This is a genomic window from Candidatus Clostridium radicumherbarum, from assembly GCF_045310525.1.
In the GTDB taxonomy this organism is placed as follows: Bacteria; Bacillota; Clostridia; order Clostridiales; family Clostridiaceae; genus Clostridium_AT; species Clostridium_AT radicumherbarum.
This window is the reverse complement of record NZ_JBJHZY010000008.1, coordinates 19,377-39,132: the sequence shown is the minus strand read 5'-3', so window position 1 is coordinate 39,132 and position 19,756 is coordinate 19,377. Positions and strand designations below refer to the sequence as shown.

The following is a 19,756-nucleotide window of genomic DNA, read 5'->3' as shown; positions in this document are numbered from 1 at the left end:
TTGTTATATATCTGTTTAATTTTCAAAGACCAATTTGTTTTGCCGTCGTCTGACAGCTTTTATATCTTATCATTTAAACTTCTTGTTGTCAACAACTTTTTTAAGTTATTGATAAGAAGTTTAAATGTTGAACGAAGTTAATCGTCTTACTGTCTTTCAGCGACAGATGTTATTTTATCAAAAATATAGAACTACGTTAATTTGTATTAATTCATTAAGATAAATTATAGCACTATATCTAGTCATTTCTTGTATTTTCATCATATTTCATATATTGATACACCTGGAACAGTTTAAGATATAAAATTTTAATTACACCAAAGCTTAATTAAATCAAGGATAAAAATATAATGAATTATTATATTTATTCTTTAAAAATCTTATATAAAAAGAGAGCTAATTTAAAAAAAGAAGTTTTGCATAACAAAACTTCTTTTTTATATAATTCTTCATTCATCATATTAATTTTTAATTATTGTCTTGATCTTCTGTGATTTCTTCACTTATTTCTTCTATTTCAGAATCCATATTTATTTTTGCCATAGCTACTATTTTTTCTTCATCTGTAGTTCTCATCAGAGTAACACCCATAGTATTTCTTCCAGTAGTAGAAATATTAGATGCATTTAGTCTTATTGCAACACCACTAGTGTTAATAAGCATTATTTCATCTCCATCTTTTACAATTCCGGCTCCAACTACTTTACCTGTTTTTTCTGATATTTTATAAGTGATCATTCCTTTGCCGCCTCTTCTATGTGCAGCATATTCTTTTTCACTTGTTCTCTTACCAAATCCATTTTCACTAACAATAAGTACATCTTCATTCTCAGCAATAACACTCATACTTACAGCTTGATCTTCTTCCCTTAAAGTAATGGCTTTAACTCCTGTAGCTGTTCTTCCCATAGGTCTTACATCTGTCTCATTAAATCTCATAGAGTATCCATTTTGGGTAACTATAAGTATTTCGCTTTGACCATCAGTCATCTTAACTCCTATGAGTTCATCGCCCTCTCTTAAATTAATAGCTGCTAAACCATTCTTTCTAATTGAGGAGTAATCAGCTAAATCTGTTTTCTTAATTACGCCTTCTTTAGTTGCCATTACTAGGAACTTATTATCTTCAAATTCTTTTACAGGCATAATTGCTTGAATTTTCTCTCCAGAATTTAACGGCAGAATATTTATTAAGTTTGTTCCCTTTGCAGATCTTCCTGCTTCAGGCAGCTCATATCCCTTTAATCTATATACTCTTCCTAGGTTAGTAAAGAATAGAAGGTGATTATGTGTGGAAGTAATAAATATATGCTCTACAAAGTCATCTTCCTTTGTTGCCATTGCTTGAATTCCTTTTCCGCCTCTATTTTGAGCTTTATAGGCATCAGAAGAAATTCTCTTTATATATCCTGTATGAGTTAGTGTTACAACAACTTCCTGCTCTTGAATTAAGTCCTCTATATCTATATCATTAGGATTTCTTTCAATGGCAGTTCTTCTTTCGTCAGAATACTTAGCCTTTATTTCTAATAACTCATCGTTTATAATCTTTAAAACTAAACTTTCATTTTCTAGTATTTCTCTAAAGTATGATATATTCTTCATTAGTTCATTATATTCTTCTTCAATTTTATCTCTTTCAAGCCCGGTGAGCCTTTGAAGCCTCATATCTAAAATAGCTTGACTCTGCTTTTCTGATAAATCAAACCTTTCCATAAGACCTTTTCTAGCTTGATCAGTAGTCTTTGAAGAACGTATTATAGATATAACCTCGTCTATATGATCAAGAGCTATTCTTAAGCCTTCTAAAATATGAGCTCTAGCAAGTGCCTTATCTAAGTCAAATTGAGTTCTTCTTCTTATAACTTCTTTTTGGAAATCTAGGTAATGAACTAATATTTGCTTTAAATTTAAGGTCTGAGGCTCATTATTAACAAGAGCTATCATTATAACCCCAAAGGTATCTTGGAGCTTAGTATGCTTATATAATTGATTTAAAACTATGTTTGCATTAGCATCCTTCTTAAGCTCTATTACAATTCTCATACCTTCTCTATCAGATTCGTCTCTTAAATCTGATATACCATCTATTTTCTTATCTCTTACTAAATCAGCTATATTTTCTATAAGTCTAGCTTTATTAACTTGATAAGGAAGTTCTGTTACAATAATCTTTAACCTTCCTTTTTCCTCTTCAATGTCAGTTTTAGCTCTTACTAGTATCTTTCCTCTACCTGTTTCATATGCTTCTCTTATACCTGCTGTTCCTAAAATAATTCCAGCTGTTGGGAAATCTGGACCCTTTATTTTAGTCATTAAATCTAAAATTGTTACATCTGGATTATCTATAAGCATAGATATACCATCAATAACCTCTCCTAAGTTATGTGGAGGTATATTAGTAGCCATACCAACAGCTATACCTGAAGATCCGCTTACCAAAAGATTAGGAAACCTTGATGGAAGTACTAAAGGTTCTTGTTCCTCACCATCAAAATTTGGAATAAAATCAACTGTATTTTTGTTTATTTCTCTTAATAGCTCAAGTGTTATCTTGCTCATTCTTGCTTCTGTATAACGCATAGCAGCAGCACCATCACCATCTACAGAACCAAAATTACCATGACCGTCCACTAGAGGATATCTTATTGAAAAATCCTGCGCCATTCTAACTAAAGCATCATAAACAGCAGTATCTCCATGTGGATGATACTTACCAAGTACATCTCCTACTATTCTGGCGCATTTTCTATATCCCTTATCTGGAGTAATTCCAAGTTCATACATAGAATACAATATTCTTCTATGTACAGGCTTTAAGCCATCTCTTACATCTGGAAGAGCACGACCTACTATAACACTCATAGCATAATCTATATAACATTTTTTCATTTCTTGTTTAATATCTACTTCTAAAACATTTCCGTGGTTATCCATGTATACACCTCTACTCCCTATGAACAAAGCAATTAGACATCAAGATTCACAACTTTCTTGGCATTTTCTGTAATAAACTCTCTTCTTGGCTCTACTTTATCTCCCATAAGTATGGTGAATATTTCATCTGCAGCCATTGCATCTTCAAGATTAACCTTAAGAAGAGTTCTTCTTTCAGGGTCCATTGTAGTTTCCCATAGCTGCACAGCATCCATTTCTCCAAGACCTTTGTATCTTTGGATATTAGTATTATTGTCCTTTCCTCCAATTTCAGCAAGTATCTTTTCAAGTTCCTTATCAGTATAACAATAATAGTCTTTTTTACTCTTTGTAACTTTATAAAGCGGAGGTTGAGCTATAAATACGTGGCCCTTCTCAACTAAATCAGTCATATACCTGTAGAAAAAGGTTAATAACAAGGTTCTAATATGAGCACCATCTACATCAGCATCTGTCATTAAGATTACTCTATTATATCTAATTTTTTCCTCATCAAAATCTTTGCCTATTCCACCGCCAAAAGCAGTTACCATATTTCTAATTTCTTGAGAGTTTAAAATTTTATCTAATCTTTGTTTTTCAACATTCATTATTTTACCACGCAATGGTAGTATTGCTTGGAATCGTCTGTCTCTGCCTCCTTTAGCACTACCCCCTGCAGAATCACCCTCAACTATATAAATTTCACATTCTTCTGGATCCTTTGAAGAACAATCTGAAAGCTTACCAGGTAGTGAGCTTCTTTCTAATACAGATTTTCTTGTAAGTTCTCTTGCTTTTCTAGCAGCATCCCTGGCCCTTGCAGCTAATAACGCTTTATCTATTATGATTTTCCCAATATTAGGATTTTCTTCTAAAAAAGTACCTACTCCATCTCCAACTATACTATCAACTATACCTCTAACTTCACTATTTCCTAGTTTAGTCTTTGTTTGACCTTCGAATTGAGGGTCAGATAGTTTTACCGAGATTACTGCAGTTAGACCTTCTCTAATATCATCACCAGAAAGATTTTTATCATTTTCTTTTAAAAATCCAAATTTCTTGCCATAATCATTAAACACACGTGTTAAAGCTGCCTTAAATCCAGCCATGTGTGTTCCACCTTCAACTGTGTCTATGTTATTGGCAAAAGAAAATATATTTTCAATATACCCATCATTGTACTGAAGGGCTATTTCAACCAGATAATCATCTTTTTTACCTTCAACGTAAATAGTCTTATCATGAAGTACTTCTTTATTTCTATTTAAGTATTCTACAAAGGATTTTATACCACCTTCATAGTAGAATACTTCATTTTTGCCGCCTTCACGTTCGTCTGTTAATGTTATTTTTATACCTTTATTTAAAAAAGCTAATTCTCTAAGCCTTTGAGCTAAGGTTTCGTAATCATATTCCATTTCTTCAAAAATTTCAGGGTCTGGTTTAAAGTAAGTTTTTGTTCCGTGTCCATCACTTTCGCCTATACATCTAAATTCACTAGCTACCTTACCCCTTTTATAAGTTTGAGTCCATATCTTACCCTCTCTCTTTACAGATACTTCACAAACTTCAGAAAGAGCATTTACAACAGATGCTCCTACACCATGAAGTCCTCCTGATACCTTGTAACCTCCACCGCCAAATTTACCTCCAGCATGAAGCACAGTCATTATTACCTCAACTGTTGGAATTCCCATTTTAGGATGAATTCCAACTGGCATTCCTCTACCATCATCTGTAACAGTAATTGCGTTATCTGGGTGAATAAAAACATTAATATTTTTACAAACCCCTGTCATTGCCTCGTCAATACTATTATCAACTATTTCATATACTAAATGATGAAGTCCTCTAGGACCTGTAGTTCCAATGTACATACCTGGTCTTTTTCTAACTGCTTCTAGACCTTCAAGTACTTGTATCTGACTTTCATCATAAGCTTGCTTATTTTCTGACATCAGTAAACCTCCTTGGATTCCTTATCCTGCACCGAAGCATTATTAATGCTTCGGCTCCTTGCATTCCTCTATACTGGGTAGCCTTCACTCGCCTCTTCCCATCGGCTAGGTTACCCGTAAAAGTCCATTTAGGACTTTACCTGCACGTAAACATTATTAATGTTTACGTGCCTTATACCTTATTATGCCTCATCATATATAAATTCAGTTCTTTTTCCAAGAGTAGCTGAAGATATAGGTGACAAAAATATTTTACTCTTTTTGTTCACTTCTGCGATTATAAGTGATTTTGGTTTTTCACTAGTAATCCTTTGTACAAAGCCATCTTCTTCTGCCATTCTTAAAAATTGAATTGTGTCAGTACTGTCAGCTGCTGTTTCCATATCAAATATACCAATTACATCTTTAATAGGTACCACTATATTCTCACCTAAATGTAAAAACACTAAAATTCCTCCTTTTAGTCGGAAACACTAATTATCTAACCTTGATTTAATATAAATTCTTTATTTACCATCCCATCTTTAACATGGAATATCTTCGATTTTTCATCTAAATAACTTTTAATATTTTCTATACCTGTACATGTAATAATAGTTTGAACATTGTTTATTGAATTTAAAATATATTTTTGTCTATTTAAATCAAGTTCAGACAAAACATCATCTAAAAGCAGTACTGGGTACTCACCAGTCTGCTCTTTAATAATTTCTAGTGAAGAAAACTTAATAGTTAAAACTGAAGTTCTTTGTTGTCCTTGTGAACCATAGTTTCTCGTGTCTATATCATTTATGCTGATTGAAAAATCATCCCTGTGAGGACCATGTGATGTAATTCTTTTCTCAATATCAGATTTTAAACTTTTCTTTAAAAGAAGATTCAACTCTTCCTCTATATTTTGATGAGACTTCAAACTTGATATATATTTAAAGCTTATGTCTTCTGTATTCGAGGTAATATCTTTATGTATTACCTTCCCTTTGTCGTTTAGCAGTTCTATATATTTAAGTCTTTCTTTTATTATTAAACTCCCATACTTTGCAAGCTGGCTATCATATACACCTATTATTTCTTCTATATTGCCATTCCACTTCTTTAAAAGAGAATTTCTTTCATTAAGGGCCTTATTATATTGAACTAACGAGTAATAATACCTTGGATTTAACTTGCAAATTTCAATATCTAAAAATCTTCTTCTGTAGGCTGGTGATTCTTTAACGATTTTTAAATCTTCAGGAGAAAACAATACTACATTAAAGACACCAATAAGTTCTTGTATCTTAGCCACTTTAATTTTATTTATTCTTATGCCCTTTTTGCCGTCTTTGAAAATCTTAATATCGATATTTTTGTCTAATCTTTCTCTAGAAATGTAAGATTGCATATAAGCTTCATCAGAGTTCCAATTTATAAGTTCCTTGTCTCTGTTAGTTCTATGTGATTTGGCTAAACTACAGTAATAAATGGCTTCTAGTATATTAGTCTTGCCTTGAGCATTGTCTCCAATAAAGATATTTACTCCTTTGTTTAGTTCTATGTTTAAATCTTTATAATTTCTAAAATTTATTAACTGTAATTTTTTTACATACATGTGCAACACCTATTATATTATAACATAAAACAATTAAATATATAATGATAAATTTCTAACACATAAGCTTCATGAATCTTCAAGTAATATAACATGATTAAGTTAAAATCTAAAAACGACAATTTAGATTATCTTATAGCTTTCACCTTGAAATTCTATTACGTCGCCCTTACTAAGTTTTTTACCTCTTTGCGTTTCAATATTACCATTTAGCTTAATTTTACCTTCTTGAATGTAAATTTTGGCTTCTGAGCCCATATTTACAATTCCTGCCCATTTCAAAAAGGCGTCAAGTTTAATTGTATCGGTATTTATAACTATCTCTTTCACGATTTTCCCTCCCTTAATTTCCAACAAACCTTACAGGAAGAACTAAATAAGTACAGTTATTCTTATCTTTATTCTTAACTACACAGGGGCTAACACTGCTTGTAAGCTCAAGAACTATTTCTTCTTCATCCATGATTTTTAGAACATCAATTAAAAACTTCGCATTAAATGCAATTTTAAGTGGTTCTCCTTGCATTATTACATTTAATTCTTCTCTAGCTTTTCCCAATTGAGAATCAGAGGTAATTATTAACAAGTCATCTTTTATACTAAGTTTTACTAAATTAGTGTTTCCTTCTTTAGCCATTAAAGAAGCTCTTTCAATACAATCAAACAGCTCGTTTCTTTTTACTACTACTTTAAGATTATATTCATCAGGAATTATGGAATTATAATTTATAAATTCACCTTCTAAAAGCCTTGAAATAATTTTTGTTTCTCCAAGGTTAAAAAGTATATGGTTTTGAGTAAAGGTTATATTTACATTTTCATCTGTATCTTCCAGAATCTTAGAAACCTCACTTAAAGTTTTTCCTGGTATTACAGCATTTATTGAAATATTATTATCTACTTCTTCATTTCTAAGAGCCAGTCTCAAGCCATCTAATGCTACCAAATTAAGTTTTTTATTAGAAACTTCAAATTTCACTCCAGTGAGAATTGGCCTTATTTCATCTTGAGCAGTTGCAAATATGGTTGATCTAATCATATTTTTTAGAAGTCTTTGTGAAATTCCAAAAAGTATGGTTTCATCGATATTAGGTATATTAGGGAATTCATCTGGGTTCATATACTTAAGTATTGCATTTGATTTTTCACATATTATTTCAACTGAGTTATTCTCAAGAGTTTTAACTATCACTTCTGAATTAGGCATTTTCCTAATGATTTCGCCAAAAAGCTTTGAATCTAAAACAACGCTTCCTGCTTCAATAACATTTACCTTAGCTTTTGTTTCTATACTCAGATCAATATCAGAACCTATAATAGTGAGTTCATTATCTTTTGCTATTAGAAGGATTCCCTCTAAAATATTCATAGTTGATTTTCCAGTTACAGCCTTTTGTGCAGTTGAAATAGCTTCTTGTAAAGATGTTTTTTCACAAGTAAAGTTCATATTAATTCTCTCCCTTTATTCACATGAGATTTTCTTATAGATAGAATAGATAATAATAAATTATTTAGTAAGAGTAGTAGTAGGGGCAGTGAATATGTGGATAACACATTCAACCCCTTAAAAAATAAGAAAAAGTTAGTCAAAATAATTGTGGATAAGTAAATACAAATAGTTTAGACTTATCCACATTGTTATTGAATATATTATATTATTTACTTATCCACAGGATAATAATAAAAAATTATAAACAATTGTGATTTATTTCTGCTGAAGCTTTTTAGTAATCTCATTAATGGCTTCTTGAAGGCCTTCATCGGTCTTAATAGATCCTGTTATTTTTTCATGAGCATGAATAACTGTAGTATGATCCCTACCTCCAAATTCTTCGCCTATCTTAGGCAGTGAGGTATCTGTAAGTTTGCGTGCTAAGTACATAGCTATTTGTCGTGGATATGCTACATTTCTTGTTCTTCTTTGGGACTTAAAATCCTCAACTCTTAAATTAAAATAATTTGCGGTTACTTCCATTATTAGATCTATAGTAACCTGCTTACTTTGAGAATTAGAGATTATATCTTTTAATGCTTCTGCAGCTAAATCAACATTGATTTCCCTATTAGTTAGTGAGGAATAGGCTACAATTCTTATTAAAGCTCCTTCTAGTTCTCTTATATTTGATTTTATTTTTGTTGCTATATAGGTCATAACATCGTTTGATACGTTAAGACCTTCTACATCAGCTTTCTTTTTTAGAATAGCAATTCTAGTTTCAAAATCTGGAGGCTGCATATCGGCAATTAAGCCCCATTCAAATCTAGAACGAAGTCTATCTTCTAATGTAGGTATTTCTTTCGGTGGTCTATCACTAGACAGAATTATTTGCTTATTTGCATCGTGAAGTGCATTAAAGGTATGGAAAAACTCCTGCTGGGTTGCATCCTTACCTGCAATAAACTGAATATCATCTATTAATAAAACATCTACATTTCTATATTTATTTCTAAAGTCTTCATTTTTATCATCTTTAATAGAATTTATTAGTTCATTTGTAAATTTTTCTGAGGATACATAAACAACTCTTGACTTTGGGTTATTTTGAAGTATGTAGTGTCCAATTGCATGCATCAAATGTGTTTTTCCAAGTCCAACACCGCCATATATAAATAGAGGATTATAGGCTTTAGCTGGTGACTCTGCTACAGCTAAAGAAGCAGCGTGAGCAAATCTATTGCTGTTTCCGATGACAAAGGAATCAAAAGTATATTTAGGATTTAAAGTAGCAGACATTTCGTCGCTTACTGTAATAGAATTTTTTATATCTTTTTTGGTTTTTTCGTTAATATCTAAAGCCTCTTCTGAAGCTATTACAAGCTCCATATTATAATTCTTAGAAGAATCTACATTTAAAGCATTTATTAGTAAATCCTTATACCTTGTTTCTAATATTTCTTTAGTAAAATTGTTGGGAACTCCAAGCTTTAAGGTATTATTGCTTAAAGATAATGGAATTGAGCTTTTTATCCATGTATTAAAACTTACTTCGGTTAGCTCTTCCTTCATAATATTTAAGGTTTTTTCCCAAAGTTCTTTCAGTCCACCATCCATTTTATTATCCTCCAGTATAAAAAATAAAAAAGTTTTTAAGTTAAAAAAATATTATCCACAGATAATTTCTTCATATAATTTATATATTTTAATTTGTTGACATATGTTGAAAAATATATTCACATGTCAATAATTCTGTTAATATGAAAAATAAATAAAAGTTATTAACAATGTGAAAAATATAATAATTAACATTGCGCACTATGCAGAAAATGTTGAAATAATTCAAAAATACAGGTATAACAAGCCTGTATTCAACAAAGCTTAACAAGTTATCCACCGAGTTATCAACAACTGTGGATAACTCTTAAATTTTATAAGTTATTAACAGTTCTTTATTTATAATAACAAATAGACAATATGGATTCAAGAAGTTATCCACAAAAAATGTGTAGAAATTTAATAATTATCAACAAAGTTGTTAATCTTGACATTACTACCTTGAATATATATAATTTAATAGTAAAACTTAAAGTCTGCTATTTTTTAGAATTTTATATATAAAAACCTTTAATTTGGTTATAATTAAAGAATATATATATTATAAATTGATAATTACCTTATTTAAGTTTTATTTAAGATAGTAAGAAAATTGCTATACATATGCTAAGTAGAAGGGGGTGTAGCACACATGTTTATGACTTACCAACCAAAAAAGAAACAGAGAAAAAAGGAGCATGGCTTCAGAAAAAGAATGGCTTCTCAAGGTGGCAGAAATGTTCTAAAGAGAAGAAGACAAAAGGGTAGAAAAAGATTGACAGCATAAGGCCGCTTTAGTGGCCTTTTTCTGTAATTGCAGATTAAAGGAGCGCAAGCTACTATGAAGGAAGAAAAGATACGAAAAAATATAGAGTTTAGAGCTGTTTACAGAAAAGGCAAATCTTTTTCTAACTCACTATTAGTTTTATATATTTATAAGAATCATAAAGAGTTCAATAGACTTGGAATCTCTGTAAGTAAAAAAGTGGGTAAGAGCGTAGTAAGAAGCAGAGTAAAACGATTAATTAGTGAAAGTTATAGATTAAATAAAGATAATATAAAAGTGGGACATGATTTGGTATTTATAGCAAGAAATGCATCTAATGATAAAAGCTATTTTGAAATTGAAAAGGCCTTGAAGAATTTATTTAAAAAGGCAGGTTTATATTTTAATGAAAAAACTATTGATTCTAATAATCAAGTTTTATAGAAAATTTTTGTCCCCTTTAAAAAGATCCTTTTATCATACATTTTCCTTTAGTTCTAATGATAACGTTGGCTGTAGATTTTATCCAACTTGTTCTGAGTACTCAATTGAAGCTATTGAAAAGTATGGAGCTTTAAAAGGGTCTGTTTTAGCAATTAAGAGGATTTTAAGATGCAATCCTTTTAATAAAGGTGGATATGATCCTGTTAAATAGAAATAAAAAATTAATCTTAAAATAAACATAATGCAAAAGCATTGTTTGTACAATGCAAGGAGGTTTATAATTTGAATTTGAATTTTATAAATGAAGGGCTGTCAAAGTTTTATTATTTCATACAAGGTGGTATTCAGCATTTAATACCTAATCCTAACATTAGTTATGGTATAGCTATTATAGTTTTTACAATTATAATAAGATTAATTTTATTCCCTTTAAATATGAAGCAAACTAGATCACAAGTTAAAATGCAAGAAATTCAACCTGAATTAAAGAAATTACAGGAGAAGTATAAATCAGACCCTCAAAAGGCTCAAGAAGAAACTATGAAACTGTATAAAGAAAAGGGAGTTAATCCTATGGGGGGATGCTTACCTTTAATAATTCAGCTTCCAATTTTGTGGGCACTTTTCTATGTATTTAGAAACATACATCCAGTAGATGCTGCTACAGGTCAAGCTATCAAAGTATCTTTTTTATGGATAAAAGATTTATTTGGTACCGATCAATTATATATACTTCCTATTTTGTCTGGTATAACAACTTATTTATCATCACTTATGATGACACCACCAGCTGATGGTGCTCAGGCAAAACAGACAAGTACGATGAATATAGGAATGGCTATATTTATGGTAGTTATGTCTTGGAGATTTACTGCGGCCCTTGTATTATATTGGGTAGTAAATAACTTAATTCAAATTGGCCAGACCGCTCTTATGAAGAAAATGGACGCAGCTAAAGCTAATGCGTAAATAATAATATAGTATATTTTATATTGTTTTATGGAAGGCGGTATATTGGGTATGAAAACTATTGAAATGACAGGAAAAACCATTGAGGATGCTGTAAAGAATGCTTTAAATGAGCTAAAAGTTACAGAAGATAAAATTGAATATGAGGTTTTAGAAGAAGGGTCTAAAGGATTATTTAAACTTCTTGGAGCAAAACCAGCTAAGATTAGAGTAAAAGTTAAAAGAGATTATATTTTCGAGGCTAAGACCTTTTTAAGAGAGGTTTTAAACTCAATGGAAATTAAATCAGAAATTAGAATTAAAGAGGAAAATGATGCTATCAAAATAATTTTAACTGGTCCAGATATGGGTATTCTTATAGGATATAGGGGTGAAACCTTAGATTCACTTCAATATTTAGTAAGCTTGGTTGTTAACAAGGGACATGAAACTGCATATAAAAGAGTAGTATTAGATACGGAAAACTATAGATCTAAAAGAGAAGAAACACTAAAAAGGCTTGCTCAGAAGGTAGCAGGAACAGTTAGAAGGACTGGAAAGCTAATTAGGTTAGAACCTATGAACCCTTATGAGAGAAGAATAATTCACTCTGCACTTCAAGATGATAGGTTTGTTCAGACTTATAGTGAAGGTGACGAACCTTACAGAAGAGTTGTTGTTGATTTAAAGAAAGCATAAGTGCTTTCTTTTTAATTTTAGGATACAATATAAGTAGATTGCTTTACAATTTAATATTTGAATAATCAATAATGAGTGAAGGTTTTTCACAGCAAAAACTTTCATAATTATTCATTTTTTATTGTAAAATAATTTTGCGTCAGCAAAATTAAAAAGAGGTGATATAGATGAAGGAATTTGATACAATAACAGCTATCTCCACTAGTATTGGAGAAGGTGGTATTGGCATTGTCAGAATTTCAGGAAAAGATGCTTTAGCTATTGCGGTTAAGATTTTCAAAGGAAATAAAGATAGAAATATAACTGATATTAAAAGCTATACAATGAGATATGGTTATATTATAGAAATAGATACAAGAGAAATTATCGATGAGGTTATAATAAGCTTCATGAAAGGACCTAAGAGTTTCACTGCAGAGGATACTATAGAAATCAACTGCCATGGTGGAGTTATAGCAACAAACAGAGTACTTCAAGAGGCTATTAATGCAGGGGCTAGACTTGCTGAACCAGGTGAATTTACAAAACGTGCTTTTTTAAATGGACGTATTGACTTAAGCCAAGCAGAGGCTGTAATTGACATCATTAGAGCAAAGACTGAATTAAGCATGAAATCTGCTTTAGCTCAAGCGGAGGGACAAATTTCAAAAGAAATTAAATTAGTAAGGAATAAACTTTTAGAGATTATTGCTCATATTGAGGCCACAGTTGATTTTCCAGAAGATGATTTAGAGGAAGCTACTTCTGAATTTACATCTAAAAGACTTAGCAATATTCTCTCAGAAATTGATAATTTATTAAGCTCAGCTGATGAAGGAAAAATACTTAGAGAAGGCCTGACAACAGTTATTGTTGGAAAGCCCAATGTAGGTAAGTCATCTCTTTTAAATAGTTTACTTCAGGAAAAACGCGCCATTGTTACTGATGTGCCTGGAACTACAAGAGATGTAATTGAAGAATACATGAATTTGGATGGTGTCCCTATTAAACTTACAGATACTGCTGGAATTCGTTTTACGGAAGATTATGTAGAGAAAATTGGAGTTGAGAGATCTAAAGAAAAAATCAAAGAAGCGGATCTTATTATTCTAATGCTAGATGCCAGTAGAGAACTTGATAATGAAGATTTAGAAATAATTGACGCAATAAAAGAGAGTAAATATGTTGTTTTACTTAATAAAAGTGATTTACCAAATAAAATTAATAAATCGGATTTAATGCTTTTAAATTCAAAATATATATTAGAGATTTCTGCTGCTACAGGCGAAGGAATAGACTTTTTAAAGGATACTATCAAGCAACTATTTTTTAAAGGGGAAGTTACATCATCAAGTGCGATCATAACAAATATTAGGCATAAACAGGCACTATTAAATGCTAAGAAGAGTCTATGTTCTGCAGTAGAAGCTTTAAAAAATACTCAAGCTATTGATTTAGCCTCAATTGATCTAAGAGACGCATGGTCTAGTTTAGGTGAAATTACAGGCGAAACTGTTGAGGAAGATATACTAGATAAAATTTTTAGTGAATTTTGCATTGGTAAATAGTTAAAGGCCATTTAACATAGGAGGAATGCATTAAAATTATGAGATATATTGCAGAAGAGTATGATGTAGTAGTTATTGGAGCAGGTCACGCTGGATGTGAAGCAGGTCTTGCGGCTGCAAGGATGGGCTGTAAAACCTTGGTTTTGGCTATGAACTTAGATAGTGTGGCACTTATGCCTTGCAATCCTAATATAGGAGGTACTTCAAAGGGACATTTAGTTCGGGAAGTAGATGCATTAGGCGGAGAAATGGGTATTAATATCGATAATAGCTTTATACAATCTAGAATGCTTAATACCTCTAAGGGACCTGCAGTTCATTCTCTTAGGGTTCAGGCTGATAGAAATAAATATCAGGCGAGAATGAAATATGTACTTGAAAGACAGAAAAATTTATTTTTAAAGCAGCTTGAAGCTGTTAGTATTGAAGTAGAAAATGGGAAAGTTAAAGGTGTATTAACCAAGAATGGAGCCTTTTTCACTACAGAGGTATTAGTACTTGCTACAGGAACTTATTTAAAGAGCAGGGTAATTATCGGAGATGTAAGCTATAGCAGTGGACCAAACGGACTATTTCCAGCTATTGAACTTTCTGAATCTATTAATAAGCTTGATATAAGCCTAAGAAGATTTAAAACAGGTACACCTGTAAGAGTTAACAAAAGATCAGTAGATTTTTCAAAAATGACTGAACAACCTGGAGATGAAAAAGTTGTACCTTTTTCATTTTTACATGAGAATATTGATAGAGACCAGCTATCATGTTATTTGACATATACTAATGAAGGCACACATAATGTGATTAGAGAAAATATAGATAGATCTCCAATGTATAATGGTTCCATAGAAGGTGTAGGTCCTAGGTATTGTCCTTCCATTGAAGATAAAGTTATGAGGTTCCCTGAGAAAACTCATCATCAAGTATTTCTTGAGCCTGAAGGTGAAGACACAGAAGAAATGTATGTGCAAGGTATGTCTACTTCACTTCCTGAAGATGTTCAGCTTAAAATGTTAAGAACTATTGAAGGACTTGAAAAGGTTGAAATAATGAGAACTGGATATGCAATTGAATATGATTGTATTGATCCAACAGAATTAAAACCAAGTTTGGAATTAAAGAATATTGATGGGTTTTTCAGCTGTGGTCAGATGAATGGCAGCTCTGGGTATGAAGAAGCTGCAGCCCAAGGTATAATTGCAGGTATAAATGCAGCACTTAAGGTACAAAAGAAGGAGCCTTTAATATTAAAAAGAAGTGATGGCTATATTGGTGTACTAATTGATGATTTGGTAACTAAGGGTACCTCTGAACCGTACAGAATGATGACTTCTCGTTCAGAATATAGACTGCTTTTAAGGCAAGACAACGCTGATTTAAGACTTACTGAAATAGGATATAAGGTAGGGCTTGTTACCGAAGAAAGATACAGACATTATATTGAACGAAAAAATTCTATTAATGAGGAATTATTAAGAATTAAGGGATTACAGATAACAAATAAAACAGAAGTAAATGAATTCTTGAATTCTATTAACTCTTCTGAACTTAAGAAGCCTGTAAGTTTATATGAGTTAATTAAAAGACCTGAATTAGATTATTTTGTTTTAGAACCTCTTGATGTAAATAGACCTCATTTAAGTGCTGATATACAAGAGGAAGTTAATATTACAGCAAAATACGAAGGATACATTCAAAAGCAATTAGATCAAGTAGATCAATTTAAAAAACTTGAGAATAAATTACTTCCACAAGACATATGCTATGAGGATGTTTACGGACTAAGAACTGAGGCAAAACAAAAACTTAGTAAAATACGACCTATAAGTATAGGTCAGGCTTCTAGAATATCAGGTGTATCTCCTGCTGATATTTCAGTATTGCTTATCTATCTTGAGCAGGTTTATGCAAAACAAAAACAAAAGGACGGAGAACAATAATGGAGTTTTTTGAAATGTTAAATGAGGCCTGTTCTAATGAAGGTTTAACATTTGATGAGGATAAATATAATAAATTAATTAAATATAAAGATATGCTTAAGGAATGGAATGAAAGAATTAATTTGACTGCCATTACAGATGATGAGGGTATAATTAAAAAGCATTTTATTGATTCCTTAAAAATATTTAGAGTATCTAAGCTAAAAAGCTATAAAAGGATTATTGATGTTGGTACAGGGGCGGGATTTCCTGGTATCCCCATGAAAATTCTAATGCCTGAAATAGAAATGGTGCTTTTAGATTCTTTAAATAAAAGAGTTAATTTTTTAAATGAGGTTATAAACTCTTTAAATTTAGAAGGAATAACTGCAGTACACGGAAGGGCTGAAGATTTCGCTAGAGAAAATAATTACCGAGAGAGCTTTGATGCTGCTGTTTCACGAGCTGTTGCGAATTTATCAGTATTAAGTGAGTTATGTTTACCATATGTTAAGAAGAATGGGTGTTTTATAGCATTGAAGGGGCCTGCAGTAGAAGAGGAAATTACTGAAGCAGGCAAGGCAATTAAGGTATTAGGTGGACAAATAGAAAGAACTATACCGGTTACAGTAGAAGGTACTGATTTAAATCATAATTTGGTAGTAGTAAATAAAATAAATCATACGCCTAAAGAATATCCTAGGAAGGCTGGAATTCTTGCGAAAAAACCAATAAAGTAGTAGAAAATGTAAAAAAATGACAAACGAAAATTTGAAAAAAAAGAAGGATTTTTAGCGATTACAAAGAATTTGTTAATATAAGGAAATATTTTAAAGGGATGTGGGTACTATGGAAAATAATATATCTTATATATCTCCCGAACTTATTTCACCTAATATATATCAACCACGTAAGCATTTTAATGATGAAAGCATTGAAGAGTTAGCTCAATCTATTAAGATCTACGGCATTATTCAACCAATTTCAATTAGAAGATTAGGAAGTAATAATTATGAGTTAGTTGCTGGAGAAAGAAGATTAAGAGCTGCAAAAAAACTTGGATTGTCGGAAGTACCTGCAATAATAATTGATATTACAGATAAGGATTCAGCTGCAATTGCACTTCTGGAAAATTTGCAGAGGGAAGATTTAAATTTTGTTGAAGAGGCTGAAGCTTATTACAATTTAATTAAGGATCATTCTTATACACAAGAACAATTAGCTGAAGTAATAGGAAAAAAACAATCCACTATTGCTAATAAATTAAGAATTTTGAAATTAGATGATGAAACAAGAAATATTCTTTTAGAAAATAATCTTACTGAGAGACATGCTAGGGCGTTGCTAAAATTACCTACTATTGAATTACAAAAGAAAATTTTAAATACAGTGATTATGAAAAGCTTAAATGTTATGAAAACCGAACAGCTTATTGAACAGGAACTTTTAAAATTATCAAGTGTTGAAGTTGCTGCTGATGTTAAAAAGCGAATTAAAGGAGTATTTTCTCCTAAAGTATATATTAACACTGTTAAGCAAGTTTTTGAAAAAGCTGGAATTGAAGCTTTATATGGATCCAAGGACTTAGATGATTGTATTGAAATTACAGTTAAAATTCCTAAAAAATAATATTGTTTCACGTGAAACATCCTAATTTTTATTAGGATGTTTTTTATTTGCAGTATTTATTTTTTTATTTAGTCTTTTATTATTTTTGAATAAAATATATAATGTTATTATGACAATTTACTTGGAGGTGATAACTTGAAAACTATTTGTATATTTAATCAAAAGGGTGGAGTAGGAAAAACTACAACAAATATAAATTTATGCTCTTATCTTGCTCTAGAGGGATATAAGGTTTTGGCAATAGATATGGATCCTCAAGGAAATACTACAAGTGGACTTGGTTTTGATAAGCGAAAAATCGAGAAATCTGTTTATGATGTACTAACTTCTGATACAAGCCTTAAAGATATTATTAGAGAATGTGAAATAGTAAATAACTTTTATCTTGCTCCTTCTACTATGGAACTCGCTGGTGCTGAAGTAGAATTGATTACTAAGGAAAGAAGAGAAAATATTTTAAAAGAGAAAATTTTAGAAATTAAAAGAAATTACGATTTTATATTTATTGACTGCCCACCTTCCTTAGGTTTTTTAAGTATAAATGCTCTCTCGGCTGCGGACTCTGTTTTTATACCAATTCAATGTGAATTTTATGCATTAGAGGGAGTTGGACAGTTAATAAATACAGTTCAATTAGTTAAAAAATCTTTAAATAAGAATCTAGAAATAGAAGGTGTTGTTTTAACAATGTTCGATGGAAGGACAAACCTTTCTAATGAAGTAGTAAGTGAAGTTCAAAAATATTTTAAAGGTAAAGTTTATAATTCTACTATTCCTCGAAATATTAGATTAGCCGAAAGTCCAAGCTTTGGACTACCTATTGCTCTTTATGACGATAAATGTAAGGGTGCTGAAAGCTATGAGAATTTGGCTAAAGAATTTCTAAGCCGTCAAAAGGAGTGATATTTTGAATAAGAAATTTGGATTAGGAAAGGGACTAGGGGCATTAATTCCAGAAGAAGATTTTGATGATAAGAATAGTGTTAATTTAATTCCCATAAATATGATTAAGCCAAATGAAAAGCAGCCACGTAAAAATTTTGACGTTGAGAAAATTGAGCAATTAGCTGAATCTATAAGGGAACATGGAATAGTTCAACCTATAGTTTTAAAAAAAGAAGAAGAAATATACATAATTATTGCTGGTGAAAGAAGGTGGAGGGCTGCTAAAGCTGCCGGTGTAAAAGAAATACCAGCAGTTATAATGGATATCACTGATAAAGAGATTTTAGAAATATCTCTTATTGAAAATATTCAAAGAGAAGACTTGAATCCAATCGAAGAAGCAGTCGCTTATAAAAGATTAATTGATGAATTTTCTCTAACTCAGGAAGAGTTAAGCAAGCGAGTAGGGAAATCCCGTACTGCAGTAACAAACTGCCTAAGACTAATGAATCTAGATTCAAGAGTACAAGAATATTTAATTGAAGGAATATTAAGTGAAGGTCATGGAAGAGCCTTATTAGCTGTGTCCAATAAGGACATTCAGTATAATTTAGCCAAGACTATCATCGATGAAGGCCTAAACGTTAGGGATATTGAAAAATTAATAAAAGGTCTCAATAATATAAAAGAAAAGAAAGTTAATGAAAATAAGGAGGACATTTTTTATTTAGATATAAAAGATAAATTACAAGAGTACTTTGGGACAAAAGTTCAACTTATTAGTAAGAAGAATAAAGGAAAAATCGAAATAGAGTACTATTCCGAGGATGATTTACAGAGAATATTAGACATATTAAAATTAGCATAATGTTTCACGTGAAACAATTAAATGGAGAGGTAGAGAATGGATACAATTAATTCAATTTTAAAAGATTTTCAACCCTATATAATATTAGGTTTAACTGCTTTAGCTATTATTTTATTAATTTCAGTAATTGTACTGTTTAAGTCATTAAATAATATAGAAAAAAAGTATAGAAAGTTTATGCGTGGTGTAAATAATAAGAATTTAGAAGAGCTAATAATTGATTATTTGGACAAGATTGATGAAGTAAAGGGTGATTCACTAAAATTAGCCCAGAGTTATAAAGAATTGGATGATAGAATCAAGGGCTGTGTACAGAAGTCAGCAATAATTAGATATAGGGCATTTGAGGATGTTGGAAGTGATTTAAGCTTTTCTATCGCCTTGCTGAACGATTACGATGATGGAATAATTATATCTGGACTTTATGGAAGACATGAAAGCACTACTTATGCAAAACCAATAGATAAGGGTATATCAAGATATGATCTATCAGAAGAAGAACAGCACGTATTAAAGGAAGCTATGAAAAAATAATAAATAAACATATATTAA

General features: G+C 31.0%; 19 protein-coding genes. 12 read left to right on the top strand and 7 right to left on the bottom strand.

Annotation, left to right across the window (positions count from 1 at the left end; translation table 11 throughout):
- Nucleotides 1-468 precede the first annotated feature (468 nt).
- The 7 genes from gyrA to dnaA form a co-directional block, all read right to left on the bottom strand.
- Nucleotides 469-2,937, bottom strand: coding sequence for a DNA gyrase subunit A (gene gyrA / locus ACJDUH_RS19465; protein WP_406766896.1), 2,469 nt, complete (start codon nucleotides 2,935-2,937; stop codon nucleotides 469-471).
- 32 nt (nucleotides 2,938-2,969) lie between these two features.
- The gene (gene gyrB, locus ACJDUH_RS19460) at nucleotides 2,970-4,880 is read right to left on the bottom strand and encodes a DNA topoisomerase (ATP-hydrolyzing) subunit B (protein WP_406766895.1); all 1,911 of its coding nucleotides are present in this window, start codon (nucleotides 4,878-4,880) and stop codon (nucleotides 2,970-2,972) included.
- A 182-nt stretch (nucleotides 4,881-5,062) separates the two neighbouring features.
- Nucleotides 5,063-5,326 carry an extracellular matrix regulator RemB gene (remB, locus tag ACJDUH_RS19455; protein ID WP_406766894.1) on the bottom strand — a complete coding sequence of 88 codons (264 nt, stop codon included), beginning with the start codon at nucleotides 5,324-5,326 and terminating at the stop codon, nucleotides 5,063-5,065.
- A gap of 35 nt (nucleotides 5,327-5,361) precedes the next feature.
- The gene (gene recF, locus ACJDUH_RS19450) at nucleotides 5,362-6,471 is read right to left on the bottom strand and encodes a DNA replication/repair protein RecF (RefSeq protein WP_406766893.1); all 1,110 of its coding nucleotides are present in this window, start codon (nucleotides 6,469-6,471) and stop codon (nucleotides 5,362-5,364) included.
- A gap of 123 nt (nucleotides 6,472-6,594) precedes the next feature.
- A complete protein-coding gene (locus ACJDUH_RS19445) occupies nucleotides 6,595-6,801 on the bottom strand; it encodes an RNA-binding S4 domain-containing protein (RefSeq protein WP_406766892.1) in 207 nt (68 codons plus the stop codon).
- A gap of 13 nt (nucleotides 6,802-6,814) precedes the next feature.
- On the bottom strand, nucleotides 6,815-7,918 hold the full coding sequence (gene dnaN / locus ACJDUH_RS19440; protein ID WP_406766891.1) for a DNA polymerase III subunit beta: 1,104 nt from the start codon (nucleotides 7,916-7,918) through the stop codon (nucleotides 6,815-6,817).
- Nucleotides 7,919-8,176: 258 nt separating this feature from the next.
- Nucleotides 8,177-9,523: a chromosomal replication initiator protein DnaA gene (gene dnaA / locus ACJDUH_RS19435; RefSeq protein ID WP_406766890.1), complete on the bottom strand. Its 1,347-nt coding sequence runs from the start codon at nucleotides 9,521-9,523 to the stop codon at nucleotides 8,177-8,179.
- A gap of 631 nt (nucleotides 9,524-10,154) precedes the next feature.
- Here dnaA and rpmH point away from each other — a divergent pair.
- From rpmH to ACJDUH_RS19375, 12 genes are all read left to right on the top strand, one after another.
- Nucleotides 10,155-10,289, top strand: a complete 135-nt coding sequence (gene rpmH / locus ACJDUH_RS19430) for a 50S ribosomal protein L34 (protein ID WP_406766889.1) — start codon at nucleotides 10,155-10,157, stop codon at nucleotides 10,287-10,289.
- A 54-nt stretch (nucleotides 10,290-10,343) separates the two neighbouring features.
- Nucleotides 10,344-10,712: a ribonuclease P protein component gene (gene rnpA, locus ACJDUH_RS19425; RefSeq protein ID WP_406766888.1), complete on the top strand. Its 369-nt coding sequence runs from the start codon at nucleotides 10,344-10,346 to the stop codon at nucleotides 10,710-10,712.
- A complete protein-coding gene (gene yidD / locus ACJDUH_RS19420) occupies nucleotides 10,675-10,923 on the top strand; it encodes a membrane protein insertion efficiency factor YidD (RefSeq protein ID WP_406766887.1) in 249 nt (82 codons plus the stop codon). Before rnpA ends, yidD begins: the two co-directional genes overlap by 38 nt.
- A 77-nt stretch (nucleotides 10,924-11,000) precedes the next feature.
- Entirely contained in the window at nucleotides 11,001-11,681 is a 681-nt protein-coding gene (gene yidC / locus ACJDUH_RS19415) for a membrane protein insertase YidC (protein WP_406766898.1), read from the top strand.
- 51 nt (nucleotides 11,682-11,732) lie between these two features.
- Nucleotides 11,733-12,359, top strand: a complete 627-nt coding sequence (gene jag, locus ACJDUH_RS19410; RefSeq protein ID WP_406766886.1) for an RNA-binding cell elongation regulator Jag/EloR — start codon at nucleotides 11,733-11,735, stop codon at nucleotides 12,357-12,359.
- Nucleotides 12,360-12,526: 167 nt separating this feature from the next.
- Entirely contained in the window at nucleotides 12,527-13,906 is a 1,380-nt protein-coding gene (gene mnmE / locus ACJDUH_RS19405) for a tRNA uridine-5-carboxymethylaminomethyl(34) synthesis GTPase MnmE (protein ID WP_406766885.1), read from the top strand.
- 38 nt (nucleotides 13,907-13,944) lie between these two features.
- Entirely contained in the window at nucleotides 13,945-15,843 is a 1,899-nt protein-coding gene (gene mnmG, locus ACJDUH_RS19400) for a tRNA uridine-5-carboxymethylaminomethyl(34) synthesis enzyme MnmG (RefSeq protein WP_406766884.1), read from the top strand.
- Nucleotides 15,843-16,562 carry a 16S rRNA (guanine(527)-N(7))-methyltransferase RsmG gene (gene rsmG / locus ACJDUH_RS19395; protein WP_406766883.1) on the top strand — a complete coding sequence of 240 codons (720 nt, stop codon included), beginning with the start codon at nucleotides 15,843-15,845 and terminating at the stop codon, nucleotides 16,560-16,562. The genes mnmG and rsmG overlap by 1 nt, the downstream gene beginning before the upstream one ends.
- Before the next feature lie 109 nt (nucleotides 16,563-16,671).
- Nucleotides 16,672-17,451, top strand: a complete 780-nt coding sequence (locus tag ACJDUH_RS19390; protein WP_406766882.1) for a nucleoid occlusion protein — start codon at nucleotides 16,672-16,674, stop codon at nucleotides 17,449-17,451.
- Between the two features lie 135 nt (nucleotides 17,452-17,586).
- Nucleotides 17,587-18,354 (top strand): ParA family protein, encoded by a 768-nt coding sequence (locus tag ACJDUH_RS19385; protein WP_406766881.1) that lies wholly within the window; start codon nucleotides 17,587-17,589, stop codon nucleotides 18,352-18,354.
- Between the two features lie 4 nt (nucleotides 18,355-18,358).
- Nucleotides 18,359-19,204: a ParB/RepB/Spo0J family partition protein gene (locus ACJDUH_RS19380; protein WP_406766880.1), complete on the top strand. Its 846-nt coding sequence runs from the start codon at nucleotides 18,359-18,361 to the stop codon at nucleotides 19,202-19,204.
- A 36-nt stretch (nucleotides 19,205-19,240) separates the two neighbouring features.
- Nucleotides 19,241-19,738 (top strand): DUF4446 family protein, encoded by a 498-nt coding sequence (locus tag ACJDUH_RS19375; protein WP_406766879.1) that lies wholly within the window; start codon nucleotides 19,241-19,243, stop codon nucleotides 19,736-19,738.
- The last annotated feature ends 18 nt before the right edge of the window (nucleotides 19,739-19,756 follow it).